The 15,333-nt window shown below is 73.4% G+C and carries 14 protein-coding genes; 8 read left to right on the top strand and 6 right to left on the bottom strand.

All coding sequences use genetic code 11. The features are described from left to right. Window positions 1-133: 133 nt before the first annotated feature. Complete coding sequence (locus ACFPK1_RS28100) at window positions 134-1,276, top strand: acyl-CoA dehydrogenase family protein (protein WP_378024255.1); 1,143 nt, start codon at window positions 134-136, stop codon at window positions 1,274-1,276. 5 nt (window positions 1,277-1,281) lie between these two features. Continuing rightward, the gene (locus ACFPK1_RS28105; RefSeq protein ID WP_378024344.1) at window positions 1,282-2,322 is read left to right on the top strand and encodes an LLM class F420-dependent oxidoreductase; all 1,041 of its coding nucleotides are present in this window, start codon (window positions 1,282-1,284) and stop codon (window positions 2,320-2,322) included. Here the strand turns inward: ACFPK1_RS28105 and ACFPK1_RS28110 are convergent. The 4 genes from ACFPK1_RS28110 to ACFPK1_RS28125 form a co-directional block, all read right to left on the bottom strand. Next, complete coding sequence (locus ACFPK1_RS28110; protein WP_378024256.1) at window positions 2,319-2,981, bottom strand: TetR/AcrR family transcriptional regulator; 663 nt, start codon at window positions 2,979-2,981, stop codon at window positions 2,319-2,321. The genes ACFPK1_RS28105 and ACFPK1_RS28110 overlap by 4 nt on opposite strands. Window positions 2,982-3,048: 67 nt before the next feature. Then, window positions 3,049-3,648 (bottom strand): TetR/AcrR family transcriptional regulator, encoded by a 600-nt coding sequence (locus ACFPK1_RS28115; RefSeq protein WP_378024257.1) that lies wholly within the window; start codon window positions 3,646-3,648, stop codon window positions 3,049-3,051. Continuing rightward, window positions 3,645-4,343 (bottom strand): acetoacetate decarboxylase family protein, encoded by a 699-nt coding sequence (locus tag ACFPK1_RS28120; protein WP_378024258.1) that lies wholly within the window; start codon window positions 4,341-4,343, stop codon window positions 3,645-3,647. Before ACFPK1_RS28120 ends, ACFPK1_RS28115 begins: the two co-directional genes overlap by 4 nt. Further along, entirely contained in the window at window positions 4,340-6,118 is a 1,779-nt protein-coding gene (locus ACFPK1_RS28125; RefSeq protein ID WP_378024259.1) for an FAD-dependent oxidoreductase, read from the bottom strand. Before ACFPK1_RS28125 ends, ACFPK1_RS28120 begins: the two co-directional genes overlap by 4 nt. Window positions 6,119-6,273: 155 nt before the next feature. Here ACFPK1_RS28125 and ACFPK1_RS28130 point away from each other — a divergent pair, with 155 nt between their 5' ends. The 5 genes from ACFPK1_RS28130 (at window position 6,274) to ACFPK1_RS28150 (ending at window position 13,051) form a co-directional block, all read left to right on the top strand. Beyond that, on the top strand, window positions 6,274-7,482 hold the full coding sequence (locus ACFPK1_RS28130; RefSeq protein ID WP_378024260.1) for an acetyl-CoA C-acetyltransferase: 1,209 nt from the start codon (window positions 6,274-6,276) through the stop codon (window positions 7,480-7,482). Window positions 7,483-7,538: 56 nt separating this feature from the next. Beyond that, the gene (locus ACFPK1_RS28135; protein ID WP_378024345.1) at window positions 7,539-9,695 is read left to right on the top strand and encodes a 3-hydroxyacyl-CoA dehydrogenase NAD-binding domain-containing protein; all 2,157 of its coding nucleotides are present in this window, start codon (window positions 7,539-7,541) and stop codon (window positions 9,693-9,695) included. Between the two features lie 447 nt (window positions 9,696-10,142). Next, window positions 10,143-11,294, top strand: a complete 1,152-nt coding sequence (locus tag ACFPK1_RS28140) for a CaiB/BaiF CoA transferase family protein (protein WP_378024261.1) — start codon at window positions 10,143-10,145, stop codon at window positions 11,292-11,294. 43 nt (window positions 11,295-11,337) lie between these two features. Then, window positions 11,338-12,687, top strand: a complete 1,350-nt coding sequence (locus ACFPK1_RS28145; protein ID WP_378024262.1) for a serine aminopeptidase domain-containing protein — start codon at window positions 11,338-11,340, stop codon at window positions 12,685-12,687. A gap of 34 nt (window positions 12,688-12,721) precedes the next feature. Then, the gene (locus tag ACFPK1_RS28150; RefSeq protein WP_378024263.1) at window positions 12,722-13,051 is read left to right on the top strand and encodes a helix-turn-helix domain-containing protein; all 330 of its coding nucleotides are present in this window, start codon (window positions 12,722-12,724) and stop codon (window positions 13,049-13,051) included. A 7-nt stretch (window positions 13,052-13,058) separates the two neighbouring features. Here ACFPK1_RS28150 and ACFPK1_RS28155 read toward each other — a convergent pair whose 3' ends face one another. Continuing rightward, the gene (locus ACFPK1_RS28155; protein ID WP_378024264.1) at window positions 13,059-13,235 is read right to left on the bottom strand and encodes a hypothetical protein; all 177 of its coding nucleotides are present in this window, start codon (window positions 13,233-13,235) and stop codon (window positions 13,059-13,061) included. 281 nt (window positions 13,236-13,516) lie between these two features. Between ACFPK1_RS28155 and ACFPK1_RS28160 the strand changes: the two genes are divergently transcribed. Further along, entirely contained in the window at window positions 13,517-14,512 is a 996-nt protein-coding gene (locus ACFPK1_RS28160) for an aldo/keto reductase family protein (RefSeq protein WP_378024265.1), read from the top strand. 8 nt (window positions 14,513-14,520) lie between these two features. On the opposite strand, the gene ACFPK1_RS28165 is transcribed toward ACFPK1_RS28160, so the two are convergent. Continuing rightward, window positions 14,521-15,276, bottom strand: a complete 756-nt coding sequence (locus tag ACFPK1_RS28165; protein ID WP_378024266.1) for an SDR family NAD(P)-dependent oxidoreductase — start codon at window positions 15,274-15,276, stop codon at window positions 14,521-14,523. Window positions 15,277-15,333 lie beyond the last annotated feature (57 nt).

The raw sequence follows: 15,333 nt of genomic DNA on the forward strand, positions 1-15,333 counted from the left end.
CATACGGAACGACGGAAGAGTCAGGGTTGACTGTTACCCGCCGGTGCAGCCACGCTGAGCCGCACCGGCACGGTCACCGGGACGCCCCGGGACCGCGACGCCGTCCGAACGTCCCCACAGTGGAGGCCACCCGGTGGAGCGCACGATCTTCTCCGACGAGCACAACGACTTCCGGCAGATGGTCCGGGACTTCCTGGAGAAGGAGGCCGTCCCGCACCACCCCGAGTGGGAGAAGCAGGGCCACGTCAGCCGTGAGATCTGGCAGGCCGCGGGGAGTACCGGCCTGCTGGGCATGGACGTCCCCGAGTCCTACGGCGGCGGCGGCTCGCCCGACCTGCGGTTCCAGTGGATCGTCACCGAGGAGGTCGCCCGGGCCGGCACGAGCGGGCTCGGCTTCACCCTCCACAACGACGTCATCGCGCCCTACCTCATCGAGCTGGCGGACGACGAGCAGAAGCAGCGCTGGCTGCCGCGCTTCTGCAGCGGCGAGATGATCACGGCGATCGCGATGACCGAGCCGGGCACCGGCTCCGACCTGCAGGGCATCCAGACCCGCGCCGTCCGCGACGGGGACGAGTGGGTGATCAACGGTCAGAAGACGTTCATCACCAACGGCATCATGTCCGACCTCGTGATCGTCGTCTGCAAGACCGACGCCGACGCCGGCGCGCACGGCTTCAGCCTCATCGTCGTCGAGCGCGACACCCCCGGCTTCGAGCGGGGCCGCAACCTCGAGAAGATCGGCATGTCCGCGCAGGACACCGCCGAGCTGTCCTTCACCGACGTGCGCGTGCCCGCGTCGAACCTCCTCGGCGAGGAGGGCAAGGGCTTCATCTACCTGATGCAGAACCTGCCCCGCGAGCGGCTCTCGATCGCCGTCGGCGCCACCGCGGGCGCGGAGCGGGTGCTCGAGGACACGATCACCTACGTCAAGGAGCGCACCGCGTTCGGCAAGCCGCTCGCGAAGCTCCAGACGGTCCGGTTCACCACCGCCGAGCTGGCCACGAAGCTCGCCGTCACGCGGACGTTCGTCGACCGCTGCATCACCGAGCTGAACGAGGGCAAGCTCGGCCCGGCCGACGCCTCGATGGCCAAGTACTGGGCCAGCGAGTCGGCCAAGGAGGTCATCGACTCCTGCCTGCAGCTGCACGGCGGCTACGGCTACATGAAGGAGTACCCGGTGGCGAAGGCCTACCTCGACACCCGCGTCCAGACGATCTACGGCGGCACCACCGAGATCATGAAGGAGATCATCGGACGGGTGGTGCTCGGATGAGCGCCATGAAGGTCGGGATGGGGATCGCGTACGCCCGGGGTGGTTTCCGCGAGACCGTCGAGAAGCTCGTCGAGCTCGAGGAGATCGGGCTCGACGCGGTGAGCGTCGCGGAGCTGTACAGCTTCGACGCGGTCAGCCAGCTCGGCTACATCGCGGCGCGCACGTCGCGGGTGCACATCGAGTCCGGGATCGTCCAGATCTACACGCGGACCCCGTCGCTGACGGCCATGACCGCGGCGGGCCTCGACTACGTCTCCGACGGGCGCTTCGTGCTCGGCATGGGCGCCTCGGGGCCCCAGGTCATCGAGGGCTTCCACGGGATCAAGTACGACGCCCCCGTGGGCCGCACGCGCGAGATCGTCGAGATCTGCCGGCAGGTGTGGCGCCGCGAGAAGGTGGAGTACTCCGGCAAGCACTACACGGTGCCGCTGCCCCCGGAGCAGGGCACCGGGCTCGGCAAGCCCCTCAAGCTGATCAACCACCCGGTGCGGGCGCAGATCCCGGTGATGCTCGCGGCGCTCGGGCCGAAGAACGTCGAGCTGGCCGCCGAGCTCGCCGAGGTGTGGGAGCCGATCTGGTTCCACCCGGGCCGCGCGCACGAGGTGTGGGGCGCCTCGCTGGAGGCCGGCAAGGCGAAGCGCGACCCGTCGCTGGGCGAGCTGCGGACCTCGGTCAACGTGCCGTTCGCCGTCGGACCGGGCGCGGGCAAGCTGCGCGAGCACGTACGTCCCCAGCTCGCGCTCTACGTGGGCGGGATGGGCGCGAAGGGCAAGAACTTCTACAACGACCTCGCCGCCCGGTACGGCTTCGCCGACGAGGCGGCCGAGATCCAGGACCTCTACCTGTCCGGGCAGAAGGACGCCGCGGCGGAGAAGGTGCCCGAGGAGCTCGTCCACGCGGTGTCGCTGATCGGCACCGAGGACGAGGTCGCCGAGCAGGTCCGCGAGTTCGCCGCCGCCGGCGTCACGCAGCTCAACATCCAGCCCCTCGAGCCCGACCACGACACCGTCAAGTCGTCGCTCGAGACGCTGAAGAGCCTGCTCTAGCTCGTCGCCACCGGACCCGGCCCGCCCTCGGGCAGCAGCAGCATCCGCGCGAGCTGCTTCCACTGCTCGAGGTGCGGGTCGGTCTGCGGGTCGCGGGGGTCGAAGCCGTAGGTCAGCGCAACCCCGCGCATGCTGGTCAGCAGGGTCTCGCGCAGCAGCGCGGCGCGGGCCGGGTCGGCGTAGTCCTCGAAGAACGCGTCGACGGTCTGGCGGATCGCCGCGCCGAGGCGCCGCTCGGCCGGCAGCAGCGCGGCGGCGAGCGACGGGTCGGTGCGCGCCGCGGTCCACAGCTCGACCGAGGCCCAGAAGTAGGCCTGCTGGTAGGTGAACCACATGACGTCGACGGCGCGGTCGAGGCGCGCGGAGGCGTCGACGTCGGCGGCGGGCAGGTCGGCGCGTGCGAGCCCGTCCTCGGCGAACCGGCTGGTCGCCAGGTGCTGCGCGGCGGCGACGAGCAGGTTCTCCTTCGACGGGAAGTGGTGCAGCAGGCGCCCGCGGGACACCCCGGCGCGGTTCTGGATGGTCAGCGTGGTGGTGCCGGCGTAGCCCGACTCCACGAGGCAGGCCACGGCCGCGTCGAGGATGCGTGTGCGGCTGTCGGACGTCCGCTGCTCGCGGGACCGCCGCTCCGGCTCGGCAGCGGCGCGGCTGCTCACCATCTCGACTCCCCCGTCTGCTCGCCGGTCACGTGTTCGCCGACGATCGTGCCGCCGAGATCGCGAACGGTCAAACCTGACTGTCCGAGTGGCCGGGGCGGATCAGGACGGCGAGCAGGACGTCGACGAGGAGCGCCCGGGTGCCGGCGCGGTCGAGCGTGCCGCGCACCAGCCATTCCCGCGACGCCGAGCGGACCAGGCCGAAGAACGAGCGCACCCGCGCCCGGTACGGGTCGTCGGGCGCGTCGGGGGCCAGCGCGGCGAGCACGCGGTCGGCGGCGATCTCGTCGGCCTCGGCGAGGATCGCGTCGACGTCGATGTCGCCGGCCGCACTAGTGCCGACCGAGAGCCAGAGGCCCCGGTGGCGTTCCACGGCGTCGAGGAACCAGTCCACGGCCGCGCCGGTGCGGACCTCGACCGTGCCCGGCGGCAGCTCGGCGACCGCGACCTCGGGGATCGTCGTCAGGCGCCGGACGACCTCGAGGTAGAGGTCGCGCTTGGTGCCGAAGTAGTGGTTGATGAGCCCGCGGGCGACGCCGGCCTCGCGGGCGAGGTCGGTGGTGGAGACCGCGGCGTAGGGGTGCGCGGAGAACAGGCGCAGGGCCCCGGCGACGATCTCCTCGCGGCGCGCGTCGGGGTCGAGGCGCCGGCCGCGGACCGGGGTGCTCATCGGCGTGTCGCGGAACCGAGCGTGTGGCGATCCCGGCGTGTGGCGCCAGCAACGCCGCATCGCTCGCGGTCGGTCGGCGTCATCCCGAAGAGCATGGCGAAGTCGTGGAGGGTCGCCGAGACGACGGGGCGCCTGCCGGCGAGGAACCGCAGCGGGCCCTCGAGGTCGAAGCGCCAGTCGGCGCGCAGCGTGCCGAGCGTGGCGCGGCTCGTCACGGGGCTCTCCCACCGGCGCCCGTGCCCGTCCTGGGCGAGGGTGAACCCGACGGGCGGGCGCCCGGGCAGGCGCGGGCCGTGGCGCAGGACCGCCTGCGCGGCGGGGCGCGCCGCGCCCTCGAGGGTCATCGCCGGCGTGCCGTCCTCGAACCCGCTGAAGCTCGCGAGGCCCTTGGGGATGCCCCAGAGCTCGCGCCCGCCGTCGCGGGAGGCGGGGCTGTCCACCCAGATCGCGACGATGTGCGGGCGGATCCGCGGGCCGACGCGCCCGGCCACGGCGACCAGCAGCTCGCGGTAGCTCATTGCCCCGCCGGGCGCGTACCGGACCCACGCCGCCCCGACCGGCGTGCGCCCGCCGATCGCCAGGGGGTTCCAGCGGTCGGGCCAGGTCGCGGTGGGCAGCGTGTCGGTCGGCACGAGGAAGGTCGACACGTCCATGCGGCCGACGAGCGTCCAGGGCTCGGGCGGATAGGTCGTCATGCGTGCACTCCGAAGGTCGGGTTCGGCAGGTCCGTGCGCAGGGCGCCGGGCGCGCCGGCGGGCACGGCGGGGTGGTCGGGCGCGACCGGCGCGACGCGGCGGTAGGGCGCGCCGGGTTCCGGGCGGGGGTCGGGCCCGCCGCGGTTGGGCCACAGCGACATCGCCCGCTCGGCCAGCGCGGTGATCGTCAGCGACGGGTTCACGCCGAGGTTCGCGGGCACCGTCGACCCGTCGACGACGTGGACGCCGGGGTGCCCGTGCAGCCGGTGGTACGGGTCGACGACGCCGGAGGCCGGCGACTCGGAGATCACCGCGCCACCGAGGAAGTGGCCGGTGACCGGCAGGTTCACCAGCGTCGAGCTCGCGCCGACGGGGAAGCCGCCCATGCGCCGCGCCACGCGCCGGGCGACCTCGTGGCCCGCGGGGATCCAGGCCGGGTTCGGCGTCCCGTCGCCCGGGCGCGACCGCAGCCCGCCGAGGAACCGCCGGGGCTTCAGCGTCAGCGAGTTGTCCAGCGTCTGCATCACCAGCAGCACGATCGACTGCTCGGCCCAGCGCCGCGGGCGGTGCAGCGCGCGCAGGGTGCGCCGCGAGCGCACCAGCTCGCCGGCGATCCGCCGCCACGACGGCCCCCGCTCGCCCAGCGACGCGTCGTGCGCCGCGGACGTCCCGTCGACCAGCACCGCCGAGAGCAGCGCGAGCAGGTTCGAGCCGCGCCCGTAGCGCACCGGCTCGACGTGGGTGTGCTCGTCGGGGTGGATCGAGGAGGTGATCGAGACCCCGCGGGTGAAGTCGGCGGCCTCGCTGGGGGTCCGGGCGGCGAGGATGGCCTCGGAGTTGGTGCGCGAGAGCTCGCCGAGCCGCGCCGAGATCCGGGGCAGGTCGCCGCGGCGGCGCAGGCGGTGCAGCAGCCGCTGGGTGCCGAGCGCGGAGGCGGCGACGACGACCTGGTCGGCCCGCAGGGTCCGCCGGCCGCCGGGCCGCCCGGTGGGGCGCACGTCGACCTCGTAGCCCGACGCCCCCGACAGGTCCCCGCCGCACGGCCGGATCGCGGTCGCCGTGGTCATCGGGTGCACCCGCGCCCCGGCCGCCTCGGCGAGGTAGAGGTAGTTCTTGACCAGCGTGTTCTTGGCGTCGTGCCGGCAGCCGGTCATGCACTCGCCGCAGTGGAGGCACCCGTGCCGCGACGGGCCCGCGCCGCCGAAGTACGGGTCGGGCACCTGTTCGCCGGGCTCCGATCCCTCAGCGCCGAAGAAGACGCCCACGTCGGCGGCCCGGTAGGTGTGGCCGACGCCCATCTCCTGCGCGACGTCGCGCATCACGGCGTCCGAGGGCGAGACGCGCGGGTAGGTGGTGACGCCGAGCATGCGGGCGGCCTGGTCGTAGGCGGGGTCGAGCTCGTCGGCCCAGTCGGTGACGCCGGCCCACTGGGGGTCGTCGTAGAAGGCGCGCGGCGGGCGGTAGAGCGTGTTGGCGTAGACCAGCGAGCCCCCGCCCACGCCGGCGCCGGAGAGCACGAGGACGTCGCGCAGCGGGGTCGCCCGGAAGATGCCGAAGCAGCGGGCCCACGGCGCCCACAGGTAGTCGCGCAGACGCCAGGACGTCGCGGGGAACTCGTGGTCGGCGAAGCGGCGGCCGGCCTCGAGCACCCCGACGCGGTACCCCTTCTCGGTCAGGCGCAGCGCGGTCACCGAGCCGCCGAAGCCGGACCCGACGACGATGACGTCGTAGTCGGGCTCGCGGTCGGTGTCGTCGGCGCAGCGCAGGTCAGCCACGCCGACCAGCCTCGCGAGCCGTTGGCAGCGTGTCAACGAGAGCCGGGCGACCCTACTGGGCGGTAACAGCGGCCTCCCGCACGTTGACACGAGCACGAAACAGTCCATCATGACTGTTGAGAGCAGTCGGCTCGCATCTGCGAAGGGACCCACCCGTGACCGAGGCATTCATCTACGACGCCCTCCGCACCCCGCGGGGCCGGGGCAAGGCCACCGGTTCGCTGCACGCGACCAAGCCGGTGTCGCTGGTCGTCGGCCTGATCGACGAACTGCGCAAGCGCAACCCGGAGCTCGACCCCGACAAGATCGAGGACGTCGTCCTCGGCTGCGTGTCGCCGATCGGCGACCAGGGCGGCGACATCGCCAAGACCGCGGCCATCGCCGCCGGTCTGCCCGACCACGTCGGCGGCGTCCAGCTCAACCGTTTCTGCGCGTCCGGCCTCGAGGCCGTCAACCAGGCCGGCCAGCGCGTCCGCTCCGGCTTCGAGGACCTCATCGTCGCCGGCGGCGTCGAGTCCATGTCCCGCGTCCCGATGGCCTCCGACGGCGGCGCCTGGGCGATGGACCCGGAGACCAACTTCAAGACCTCCTTCGTGCCCCAGGGCATCGGCGCCGACCTCATCGCCACCCTGGAGGGCTTCAGCCGCGAGGACGTCGACGCCTACGCGCTCGAGTCGCAGACCCGCGCCGCGAAGTCGTGGGCCGACGGCGCCTTCGAGCGCTCGATCGTCCCCGTCGTCGACCGCAACGGCCTCGTCGTGCTCGACCACGACGAGCACGTCCGCGAGACGACGATGGAGGGGCTCTCGGGCCTCAAGCCGTCGTTCGCCGGCATCGGCGACATGGGCGGCTTCGACGCGGTGGCGCTGCAGAAGTACCACTGGGTCGAGGCGATCAACCACGTCCACCACCCCGGCAACAGCTCGGGCATCGTCGACGGCGCCGCGCTGGTGCTGCTGGGCACCGAGGAGGCCGGCAAGCAGAACGGCCTCACCCCGCGCGCCCGCATCGTCGCCACCGCCGTCTCCGGCGCCGACCCGACGATCATGCTGACCGGCCCCACGCCGGCCTGCGAGAAGGTCCTGGCCAAGGCCGGCATGACCGTCGACGACATCGACCTCCTCGAGATCAACGAGGCGTTCGCCGCCGTGCCGATGAAGCTGATGCGCGACCTCGGCTTCCCGCACGAGCGCACCAACGTCGCCGGCGGCGCCATCGCGCTGGGCCACCCGCTGGGCGCCACCGGCGCCATGCTCGTCGGGACCATGGTCGACGAGCTCGAGCGCCGCGACCTGCGCCGCGCCATCGTCACGCTCTGCATCGGCGGCGGCATGGGTGTCGCCACCATCATCGAGCGGGTCTGACCCCTTCCCCGGAACCGCAACGACCGACAGGAGCGATCACAGCAGTGTCCGAGAACATGTTCCGGTGGGAGGCCGACGGGGACGGCATCGTCACGCTGACGATGGACGACCCGACCGCTTCGGCCAACACGATGGGCGCCAAGTGGGGCGAGGACTTCGCCGAGACGCTGAAGCGCCTCGAGGCGGAGAAGGACTCGATCACCGGCGTCGTGCTGACCTCGGCGAAGAAGACCTTCTTCGCCGGCGGCAACCTCGACGACCTCGTCAAGTACACGAAGGCCGACGCCCAGAAGGTCTACGACCAGTCCCAGCAGATCAAGGGCCTGCTGCGACGCCTCGAGACCCTGGGCAAGCCGGTCGTCGCGGCCATCAACGGCGCGGCGCTCGGCGGCGGCCTGGAGATCGCGCTGGCCTGCCACCACCGCATCGCCCTCGACGCCAAGGGCTCGAAGATCGGGCTGCCCGAGGTCACGCTCGGCCTGCTGCCCGGCGGCGGCGGGGTCGTGCGCGTCGTGCGCCTGCTCGGCCTCGCCGACGGCCTCATGAACGTGCTGCTGCAGGGCCAGCAGCGCGCCCCTCGCGCGGCCCTGGAGGCCGGCCTCGTGCACGAGGTCGTCGACAGCCCCGAGGAGCTGCTGTCGAAGGCCAAGGAGTGGATCCGGGCCAACCCCGACGCCGTGCAGCCGTGGGACGTCAAGGGCTACAAGATCCCCGGCGGCACGCCGTCGACGCCGAAGTTCGCCGCGAACCTCCCGGCGTTCCCGGCCAACCTGCGCAAGCAGCTCAAGAACGCTCCGATGCCCGCGCCGTACCTGATCATGGACGCGGCGGTCGAGGGCTCGCAGGTCGACATCGACAACGCCGGCAAGATCGAGTCGCGGTACTTCGCCGAGCTCGCCTGCGGCCAGGTGTCGACGAACATGACCCGCGCGTTCTTCTTCGACCTGCAGGCCATCAACAAGGGCGCCTCGCGCCCCGACGGCTACGAGAAGCACACGGCGCGCAAGGTGGTCGTGCTCGGTGCCGGGATGATGGGCGCGGGCATCGCGTACTCGTGCGCGATATCGGGCCTGGAGGTCGTCCTCAAGGACGTCAGCCAGGAGAACGCCGAGAAGGGCAAGGCCTACTCGAAGAAGATCCTCGACAAGGCCGTCTCGCGCGGGAAGTCGACGCAGGAGAAGGCCGACGAGGTGCTCGCGCGCATCACGCCGACCGCCGACGCGTCGGCCGCCGCGGGCGCCGACCTCGTCATCGAGGCCGTCTTCGAGAGCCCGGACCTCAAGAAGCAGGTCTTCGCCGAGATCCTCCCGCACCTGGCGCCCGACGCCGTGCTGGGCTCGAACACCTCGACCCTGCCCATCACCGGGCTGGCCGAGGGCGTCGACCGCCCCGAGGACTTCGTGGGCCTGCACTTCTTCTCGCCGGTCGACAAGATGCCGCTCCTGGAGATCATCAAGGGCGAGAAGACCAGCGACGCCACGCTGGCCAAGGCGATCGACGTCGCGCTGCAGATCAAGAAGACCCCGATCGTCGTCTCCGACAGCCGCGGGTTCTTCACCAGCCGCGTCATCGGCACGTTCATCAACGAGGCCGTGGCGATGCTGGGCGAGGGCGCGGCGCCGTCGTCGATCGAGCAGGCGGGCTCGCAGGCCGGCTACCCGGCCCCGCCGCTGCAGCTGATGGACGAGCTGACCCTGACGCTGCCGCAGAAGATCCGCCAGGAGACCCGGCGCGGCGTCGAGGAGGCCGGGGGCACCTGGAACGAGCACCCCTCCGAGGCGATCATCGACCGGATGGTCGAGCTGGGCCGCAAGGGCCGCTCGTCGGGCGCCGGGTTCTACGAGTACGACGAGTCGGGCAAGCGCACGCGGCTGTGGCCGGGCCTGTCCGAGGAGTTCGGCGCCGCCCAGGGCGACCTGCCGTTCGAGGACATGCAGGAGCGCATGCTCTTCGCCGAGGCCCTCGAGACCGTGAAGTGCTTCGACGAGGGCGTCCTGCACACCATCGCCGACGCCAACATCGGCTCGATCATGGGCATCGGCTTCCCGGCCTGGACCGGCGGCGTGGCGCAGTACATCGACGGCTACCCCGGCGGCCTGCCCGGGTTCGTCGAGCGCGCCCGCATCCTGGCCAAGGCCTACGGCGACCGCTTCAACCCGCCGGCCTCGCTCGTCGAGAAGGCGGAGAAGGGCCAGTCCCTGCGCGGGGAGTGACCCTCTGCGCATAGCCGGTGCGTCCGGCTGCGCGCGTAGTTCGTGAACGAACGGCGCCCTCGCTGCTTCCGAAGCAGCGAGGGCGCCGCTCGTTTTTTCGGGGACGGATGCCGGTCGGCGAGGTGGCGGCGAGCTACGGGAAGATCACGAGCGCCCTCACGCACCCGATCGGCGCGCCGAGGTGGACCACGCCGCCCCTGATCACCATCGGGGGGCGACGCACCACCGCGAGCGGCACCCTGCGCATGATCGAGAGGGCTGCCGCCCTGCGCAACGTGCCTCTCGCCCGCAGGCGGCGCCCCGAACGTTCCGGCGAACGGCGCCCCTCGCCCGTCTATGCGACCGATGGTGCCCTTCGCTCAGAACCGGCGCCGACCCATACCGTCAGCGCTGACTGTCTCGTAGGCTCGCCCCGACCCCGCGAACCACGAGGAGGACGAGGGCCCCATGGGTGTGCTGGACGGCGTCAAGGTCATCGAGGTCGCCGGGATCGGGCCGGGCCCGTTCGCGGCGATGATGCTCGCGGACATGGGCGCCGACGTGCTGCGCGTCGACCGGCCGGCCGGGGGGCGCGGGCTCTCGCTCGGCAACACCGACAAGGACGTGCTCGCGCGCGGGCGGCGGTCGGTGGCCCTGGACCTCAAGGCGCCCGAGGGCCTCGAGGTGCTCATGGACCTCGTCGAGACCGCCGACGTCCTGCTCGAGGGCTACCGCCCCGGCGTGGCCGAGCGCCTCGGGTTCGGGCCCGACGACTGCCATGCCCGCAACGGGCGCCTCGTGTACGGACGCATGACCGGCTGGGGCCAGGACGGACCCCAGGCCTCGCGCGCCGGGCACGACCTCACCTACCTCTCGACCGCCGGCGTGGTCGCGCACATGCAGGGCCGCGACGGGGCCCCGGCGATCCCGATCAACCTCGTCGGCGACTTCGGCGGCGGCGGGATGCTGCTGGTGGTCGGCGTCCTCGGCGCGCTGGTGGAGCGGAGCATCTCGGGGCGTGGGCAGGTGGTCGACGCCGCGATCGTCGACGGCGCCGCCCTGCAGATGGCGATGGTCTACGGGATGCGCGCGGGCGGGCTGTGGCCCAACGCTCGGGGCGGCAACATCCTCGACGGTGGCGCGCCCTTCTACGACCACTACCGCTGCAGCGACGGCGGGTACGTCGCCGTCGGGGCCCTGGAGCCGCAGTTCTACGCCGAGCTGATGACGGGCCTCGGGCTGGAGGGCGAGGAGATCGCCACCGGCCAGTGGGACATGGCGCGCTGGCCCGAGTGGCGCGCGCGGATCGGCGAGGTCTTCGCGACCCGCACCCGCGACGAGTGGGCCGCCGACCTCGAGGCCACCGACGCCTGCGTGGCCGCGGTGCTCGAGATGGAGGAGTCCGTCGAGCACCCGCACAACAAGGCGCGCGGGCTGCACATCGAGGCCTTCGGCGTCACCCAGCCGGCCCCGGCCCCCCGGTTCAGCCGCACGCCCAGCGGCACGCCGACGCCCCCGGCCACGCCGGGCCAGCACTCCGCGGAGGCGCTCGCCGACTGGGGCGTCGACCGCGACCGGATCGCGAAGCTGCAGGAGGCGGGGGTCGTCCACCAGACCTAGGCTCGTCTCTTCGGCCGTCCGACCCGTCGCCCGAGGAGGCACCGTGATCCTGACCCCGGCCGGGGCGTGGCGCGCCGTGGGCAACATGCGCTCGCGCGTGCTCGAGGGGCCGCTGGCCGACCTCCGCCGCATGCCCCGCACCGCCTTCGACACCGGCCCGGGCGACGCGGGCGCCGACGGGGTCGGGCGGGCGCACGGGCTGGCGCGCGCCGGGTCGGTGAGCACCTACCGGTACGCCGTGCACCCGACCGCGCGGCTGCGGGGCTCGCCGGTGGTGCTGGTGTCGCCGCTGGGCGCCTGCGGGGTCGCGTTCGACCTGCGGCGCGGCAACAGCCTCGTCGAGCACCTCGTCGGCGAGGGCCGGCCGGTGTACCAGATCGACGACGAGGACCTCGTCGGCTACGGCGGGTCGATCGCCCCGGGGCTCGCGGACCTCGAGCGCTGGGTCGACGAGATCCTCCCCCACGTCGTGCGGACGGTCAGCGCCGCGCACCAGGGCGCGCCGGTGCACCTCGTCGGCTGGTCGATCGGCGGGCTGCACGCCGTGCTCGCCGCGGCCGGCCACCCCGACCTGCCGCTGGCGTCGGTCACCGCGGTGGCCACCCCGTTCACGCTCGACGAGGTGCCGCCGGTGGTCGGGGCGCGGCCGCTGGCGATCGCCGCGGGCGGGCCCGTGCTCGCCACCCTGCAGACGCTGCTCGCGCTCATGCCGCTGCCCCGCCTGCTCCGCGCGCTGGGGCTCGGTTCGCTCGACGAGCTGCTCACCGCGCCGCTGACCATGATCGCCCGCCTCGACGACCGCGAGTTCCTCGCCCAGATCGAGGCCGTGGACGATCTGCGGGCCATCATCGGCGACCAGGCCCGGTTCATCGGCACCTACTTCCGCGCGATGGTGGCGCCCGAGGACCTCGAGGCCGGCCGCGTCCCCGTCGGCCACCGCGTCGTCGACCTCGCCGACCTGCACCGGCCGGTGCTGCTCGTCGCCGGCGAGACCGACCAGGTGGTGCCGCCCCGCGCCGTCCGTGCCGGCGCCCGGCGCATCACGGGCACGGATACCCGGCTGACGACGGCCCCGGGAGGCCACCTCGGCGTGCTCGCCGGCCGCGCCGCCAAGAACACCACCTGGGCGCGGCTGTGCGCGTTCCTCGACCGGCATGACGCCCCGGTCACCGTCGAGGGCGGCAGCCCGACCGGGCGTCGCGTCCTGCGTCCGGCGCAGTCCCGGCCCCGCGCGGCGGTCGAACCGCTGCGCCCGACCCCCGCACCCGCCCCCGCCGCCGAGGGCGCATCGGCCGAGGCCGCCGGCACCGAGCCCCCGTCGCGGGCGCCGGCGCGTCGCTCCTCGCGGCTGCCGGCGCCCAAGCGGGCGTCGCGGTCGCCGCGTCGGAGCTGACGTCCGGGTCGGCCATGTCGTCTACTGTGATGACGTGGTTTCGTTGCGTGACGCCCGCCGGGACCGAGGCTGGTCGCAGACCACGGCCGTGGCGAGGCTGCGCGAGCTGGCCGAGCGCGGCGAGGTCGACGTCGCCAGCGCCGCCAGCCTGAAGACGCAGCTGTCGCGCTGGGAGAACGGCACCGTCCCCGACGAGCCGTACCGCACCTTGCTCGCCGAGCTCTACGAGCGTGAGCTCGGCGATCTGGGCATCGACGTCACCCCGCACTGGGAGCGCAGCCACGAGATCCCCGAGCTGCTCACCGAGATCCGCGACGAGCTGCGCACGCTGAACGGCCTGCTGCGCGAGCGCGGCGCGTCCTGACGACCCGTCAGGCCTGCGGCGGCCGCCCGACGACCCTCAGGTGACGACGCTCCTCGGGCGACTCCACCCGCGCGAGCACCAGCCCGAGGGCGGTGACCGACACGGTGCCCACGGCGGCCACGGCCTCCGCGGTCAGGTCCAGGACATCGGCCAGAGGGCGCAACGGCGCCAGCAACACGTTCACGAATCCCCTACGGCGTTCGGCGGTCGGAGGACCGGGGCGAGGACCCTCACGACGTCGCGGCATCGGTGCCGCGAGACGTCGGAGCCACTCGCGAGCTCGTGCACTCCATCGTGCCAGTCGCGCCGTGGGGCGGGACCCGCTGTCGCGGGAATTCACACGTCGGCCACAGTGGGCTGCGTCGACCGGTCGATGTAGTGCGCCGATCGGCCCTGCCCTTCCGGTGACCAGCAGTACCGATCTCTGCGCAGGCCGCGACGCGGCACGGCTCCTACGGTGCGTGTGTGCGCCATCGACAGCTCGGTTCGAGCGACCTGCAGGTGTCCGAGATCTCCCTCGGCTCGTGGCTGACCTACTCGGGCGGGGTCGAGGCCGACGCGACGGCCGCGTGCACGCGCGCCGCGTTCGACGCCGGCATCACGTTCTTCGACACCGCCAACGTCTACGGCCGCGGCGCCGCGGAGGAGGCGTGGGGCGAGATCCTCGCCGACTACCGGCGCGAGGACTACGTGCTCGCCACCAAGGTCTACTTCCCGATGTCGGACACCGACCGCGGCCTGTCGCCCGAGCAGATCCACAAGCAGATCGACGCCTCCCTGCGCCGGCTGCGCACCGACCACGTCGACCTCTACCAGTGCCACCGCTTCGACGCCGAGGTGCCGATCGAGGACACGATGGAGGCGCTCGCCGAGGTCGTCCGCGCCGGCAAGGCCCGCTACCTCGGCGTCAGCGAGTGGACGCCCGACCAGATCCGCGCGGGGGTCGAGGTCTGCCCGGACGACGTGCGGATCGTGTCGTCGCAGCCGCAGTACTCGATGCTGTGGCGCGCCCCGGAGGCCGAGGTCTTCCCGACGACCGCGGAGCACGGCATCTCCAACATCGTCTGGTCGCCGATGGCCGAGGGCGTGCTCACCGGCAAGTACAAGCCGGGCGAGCCGGTGCCCGTCGACTCCCGCGCCGCGAGCGACGAGATGAACGGCTTCATCCGCCAGAAGCTCACCGACCGCACGCTCGAGGCCGTGCAGCGCCTGGCCCCGATCGCCGAGGGCGCCGGGCTGTCGATGGCCGAGATGGCGCTGGCGTGGGTGCTGCGCCGCCCCGAGCTCGCGTCGGCCATCGTCGGCGCCTCGCGGCCCGAGCAGGTGCACGCCAACGCCGCGGCGGCCGGCATCGAGCTCTCGGCGGACACGCTGGCCGCGATCGACGAGGCCCTCGGCGACGTCCCCGTCACGGGCCAGCAGCTCGGCCCCGGCGCGTCGCCCGAGATCACGAGGCGCTGAGCCGGGCCTCACCGCGGCAGGCGCCGCCAGGCCCAGCGGGGCAGCAGGCGCATCGCGGTGAAGAGCACGCGCAGCGCACCCGGCACCCAGACGACGTCACGCCCGGCCGTCAGCGCGTCGGCGGTGGCGTCGGCGACCTGGCCCGGCGTCGACGACAGCGGCGCCGGGTCCAGCCCGCTGTCGGCCGTCATGCGCCCGATGACGAACCCGGGGCGCACGAGCGTGAGGTGCACGCCGCTGCCGTGCAGGGCGTCGGCGAGGCCCGAGGCGAACCCGTCGAGCCCGGCCTTGGCGCTGCCGTAGACGTAGTTGGCCCGCCGGACCCGCACCCCCGCCACCGACGAGAACACGACGATCTCGCCGCGGCCCCGGGCCCGCAGCCGCGCGGCGACCTCGGTGAGCACGGCCACCTGGGCGACGTAGTCGGTGTGCACGACGGCGGCGGCGTGCGCGGCGTCGCGCTCCGCGCGCGCCTGGTCGCCGAGCACCCCGAACGCGACGACGACGGTGTCGGGCACCCCGTGCGCGGCCTCGACCTCGTCGAGCACCGCCGCCTGGGCGGCGAGGTCGTCGGCGTCGAACTCGACGGTCGCGACGTGCACGCCGGTGCTGCGGACCGCCGCGACCTCCGCGGTGAGCTCGCCCGCGCGGCGGGCGGCCAGCACCACCGTCCCGGCGCGCCCGGTCGTGGCGAGGCGGCACGCGAGCGCCACCCCGATCTCGCTGCGGCCACCGAGGACCAGGACGACCGGCTGTGCGGGCACGGCCGCAGCGTAGGCGGCCCCTCGCCCGATCACGTCCGGACCCGTAGCGTCTCGGCG

This window comes from Actinomycetospora rhizophila (assembly GCF_042657905.1).
Lineage (GTDB): Bacteria > Actinomycetota > Actinomycetes > Mycobacteriales > Pseudonocardiaceae > Actinomycetospora > Actinomycetospora rhizophila.

Excerpts from the sequence above, each read along its gene's own strand:
- ACFPK1_RS28115 (WP_378024257.1), bottom strand. The coding sequence starts at position 3,648 with ATGAGCACCCCGGTCCGCGGCCGGCGCCTCGACCCCGACGCGCGCCGC.
- ACFPK1_RS28105 (WP_378024344.1), top strand. The coding sequence starts at position 1,282 with ATGAAGGTCGGGATGGGGATCGCGTACGCCCGGGGTGGTTTCCGCGAG.
- ACFPK1_RS28110 (WP_378024256.1), bottom strand. The coding sequence starts at position 2,981 with ATGGTGAGCAGCCGCGCCGCTGCCGAGCCGGAGCGGCGGTCCCGCGAG.
- ACFPK1_RS28140 (WP_378024261.1), top strand. The coding sequence starts at position 10,143 with ATGGGTGTGCTGGACGGCGTCAAGGTCATCGAGGTCGCCGGGATCGGG.
- ACFPK1_RS28135 (WP_378024345.1), top strand. The coding sequence starts at position 7,539 with ATGTTCCGGTGGGAGGCCGACGGGGACGGCATCGTCACGCTGACGATG.
- ACFPK1_RS28120 (WP_378024258.1), bottom strand. The coding sequence starts at position 4,343 with ATGACGACCTATCCGCCCGAGCCCTGGACGCTCGTCGGCCGCATGGAC.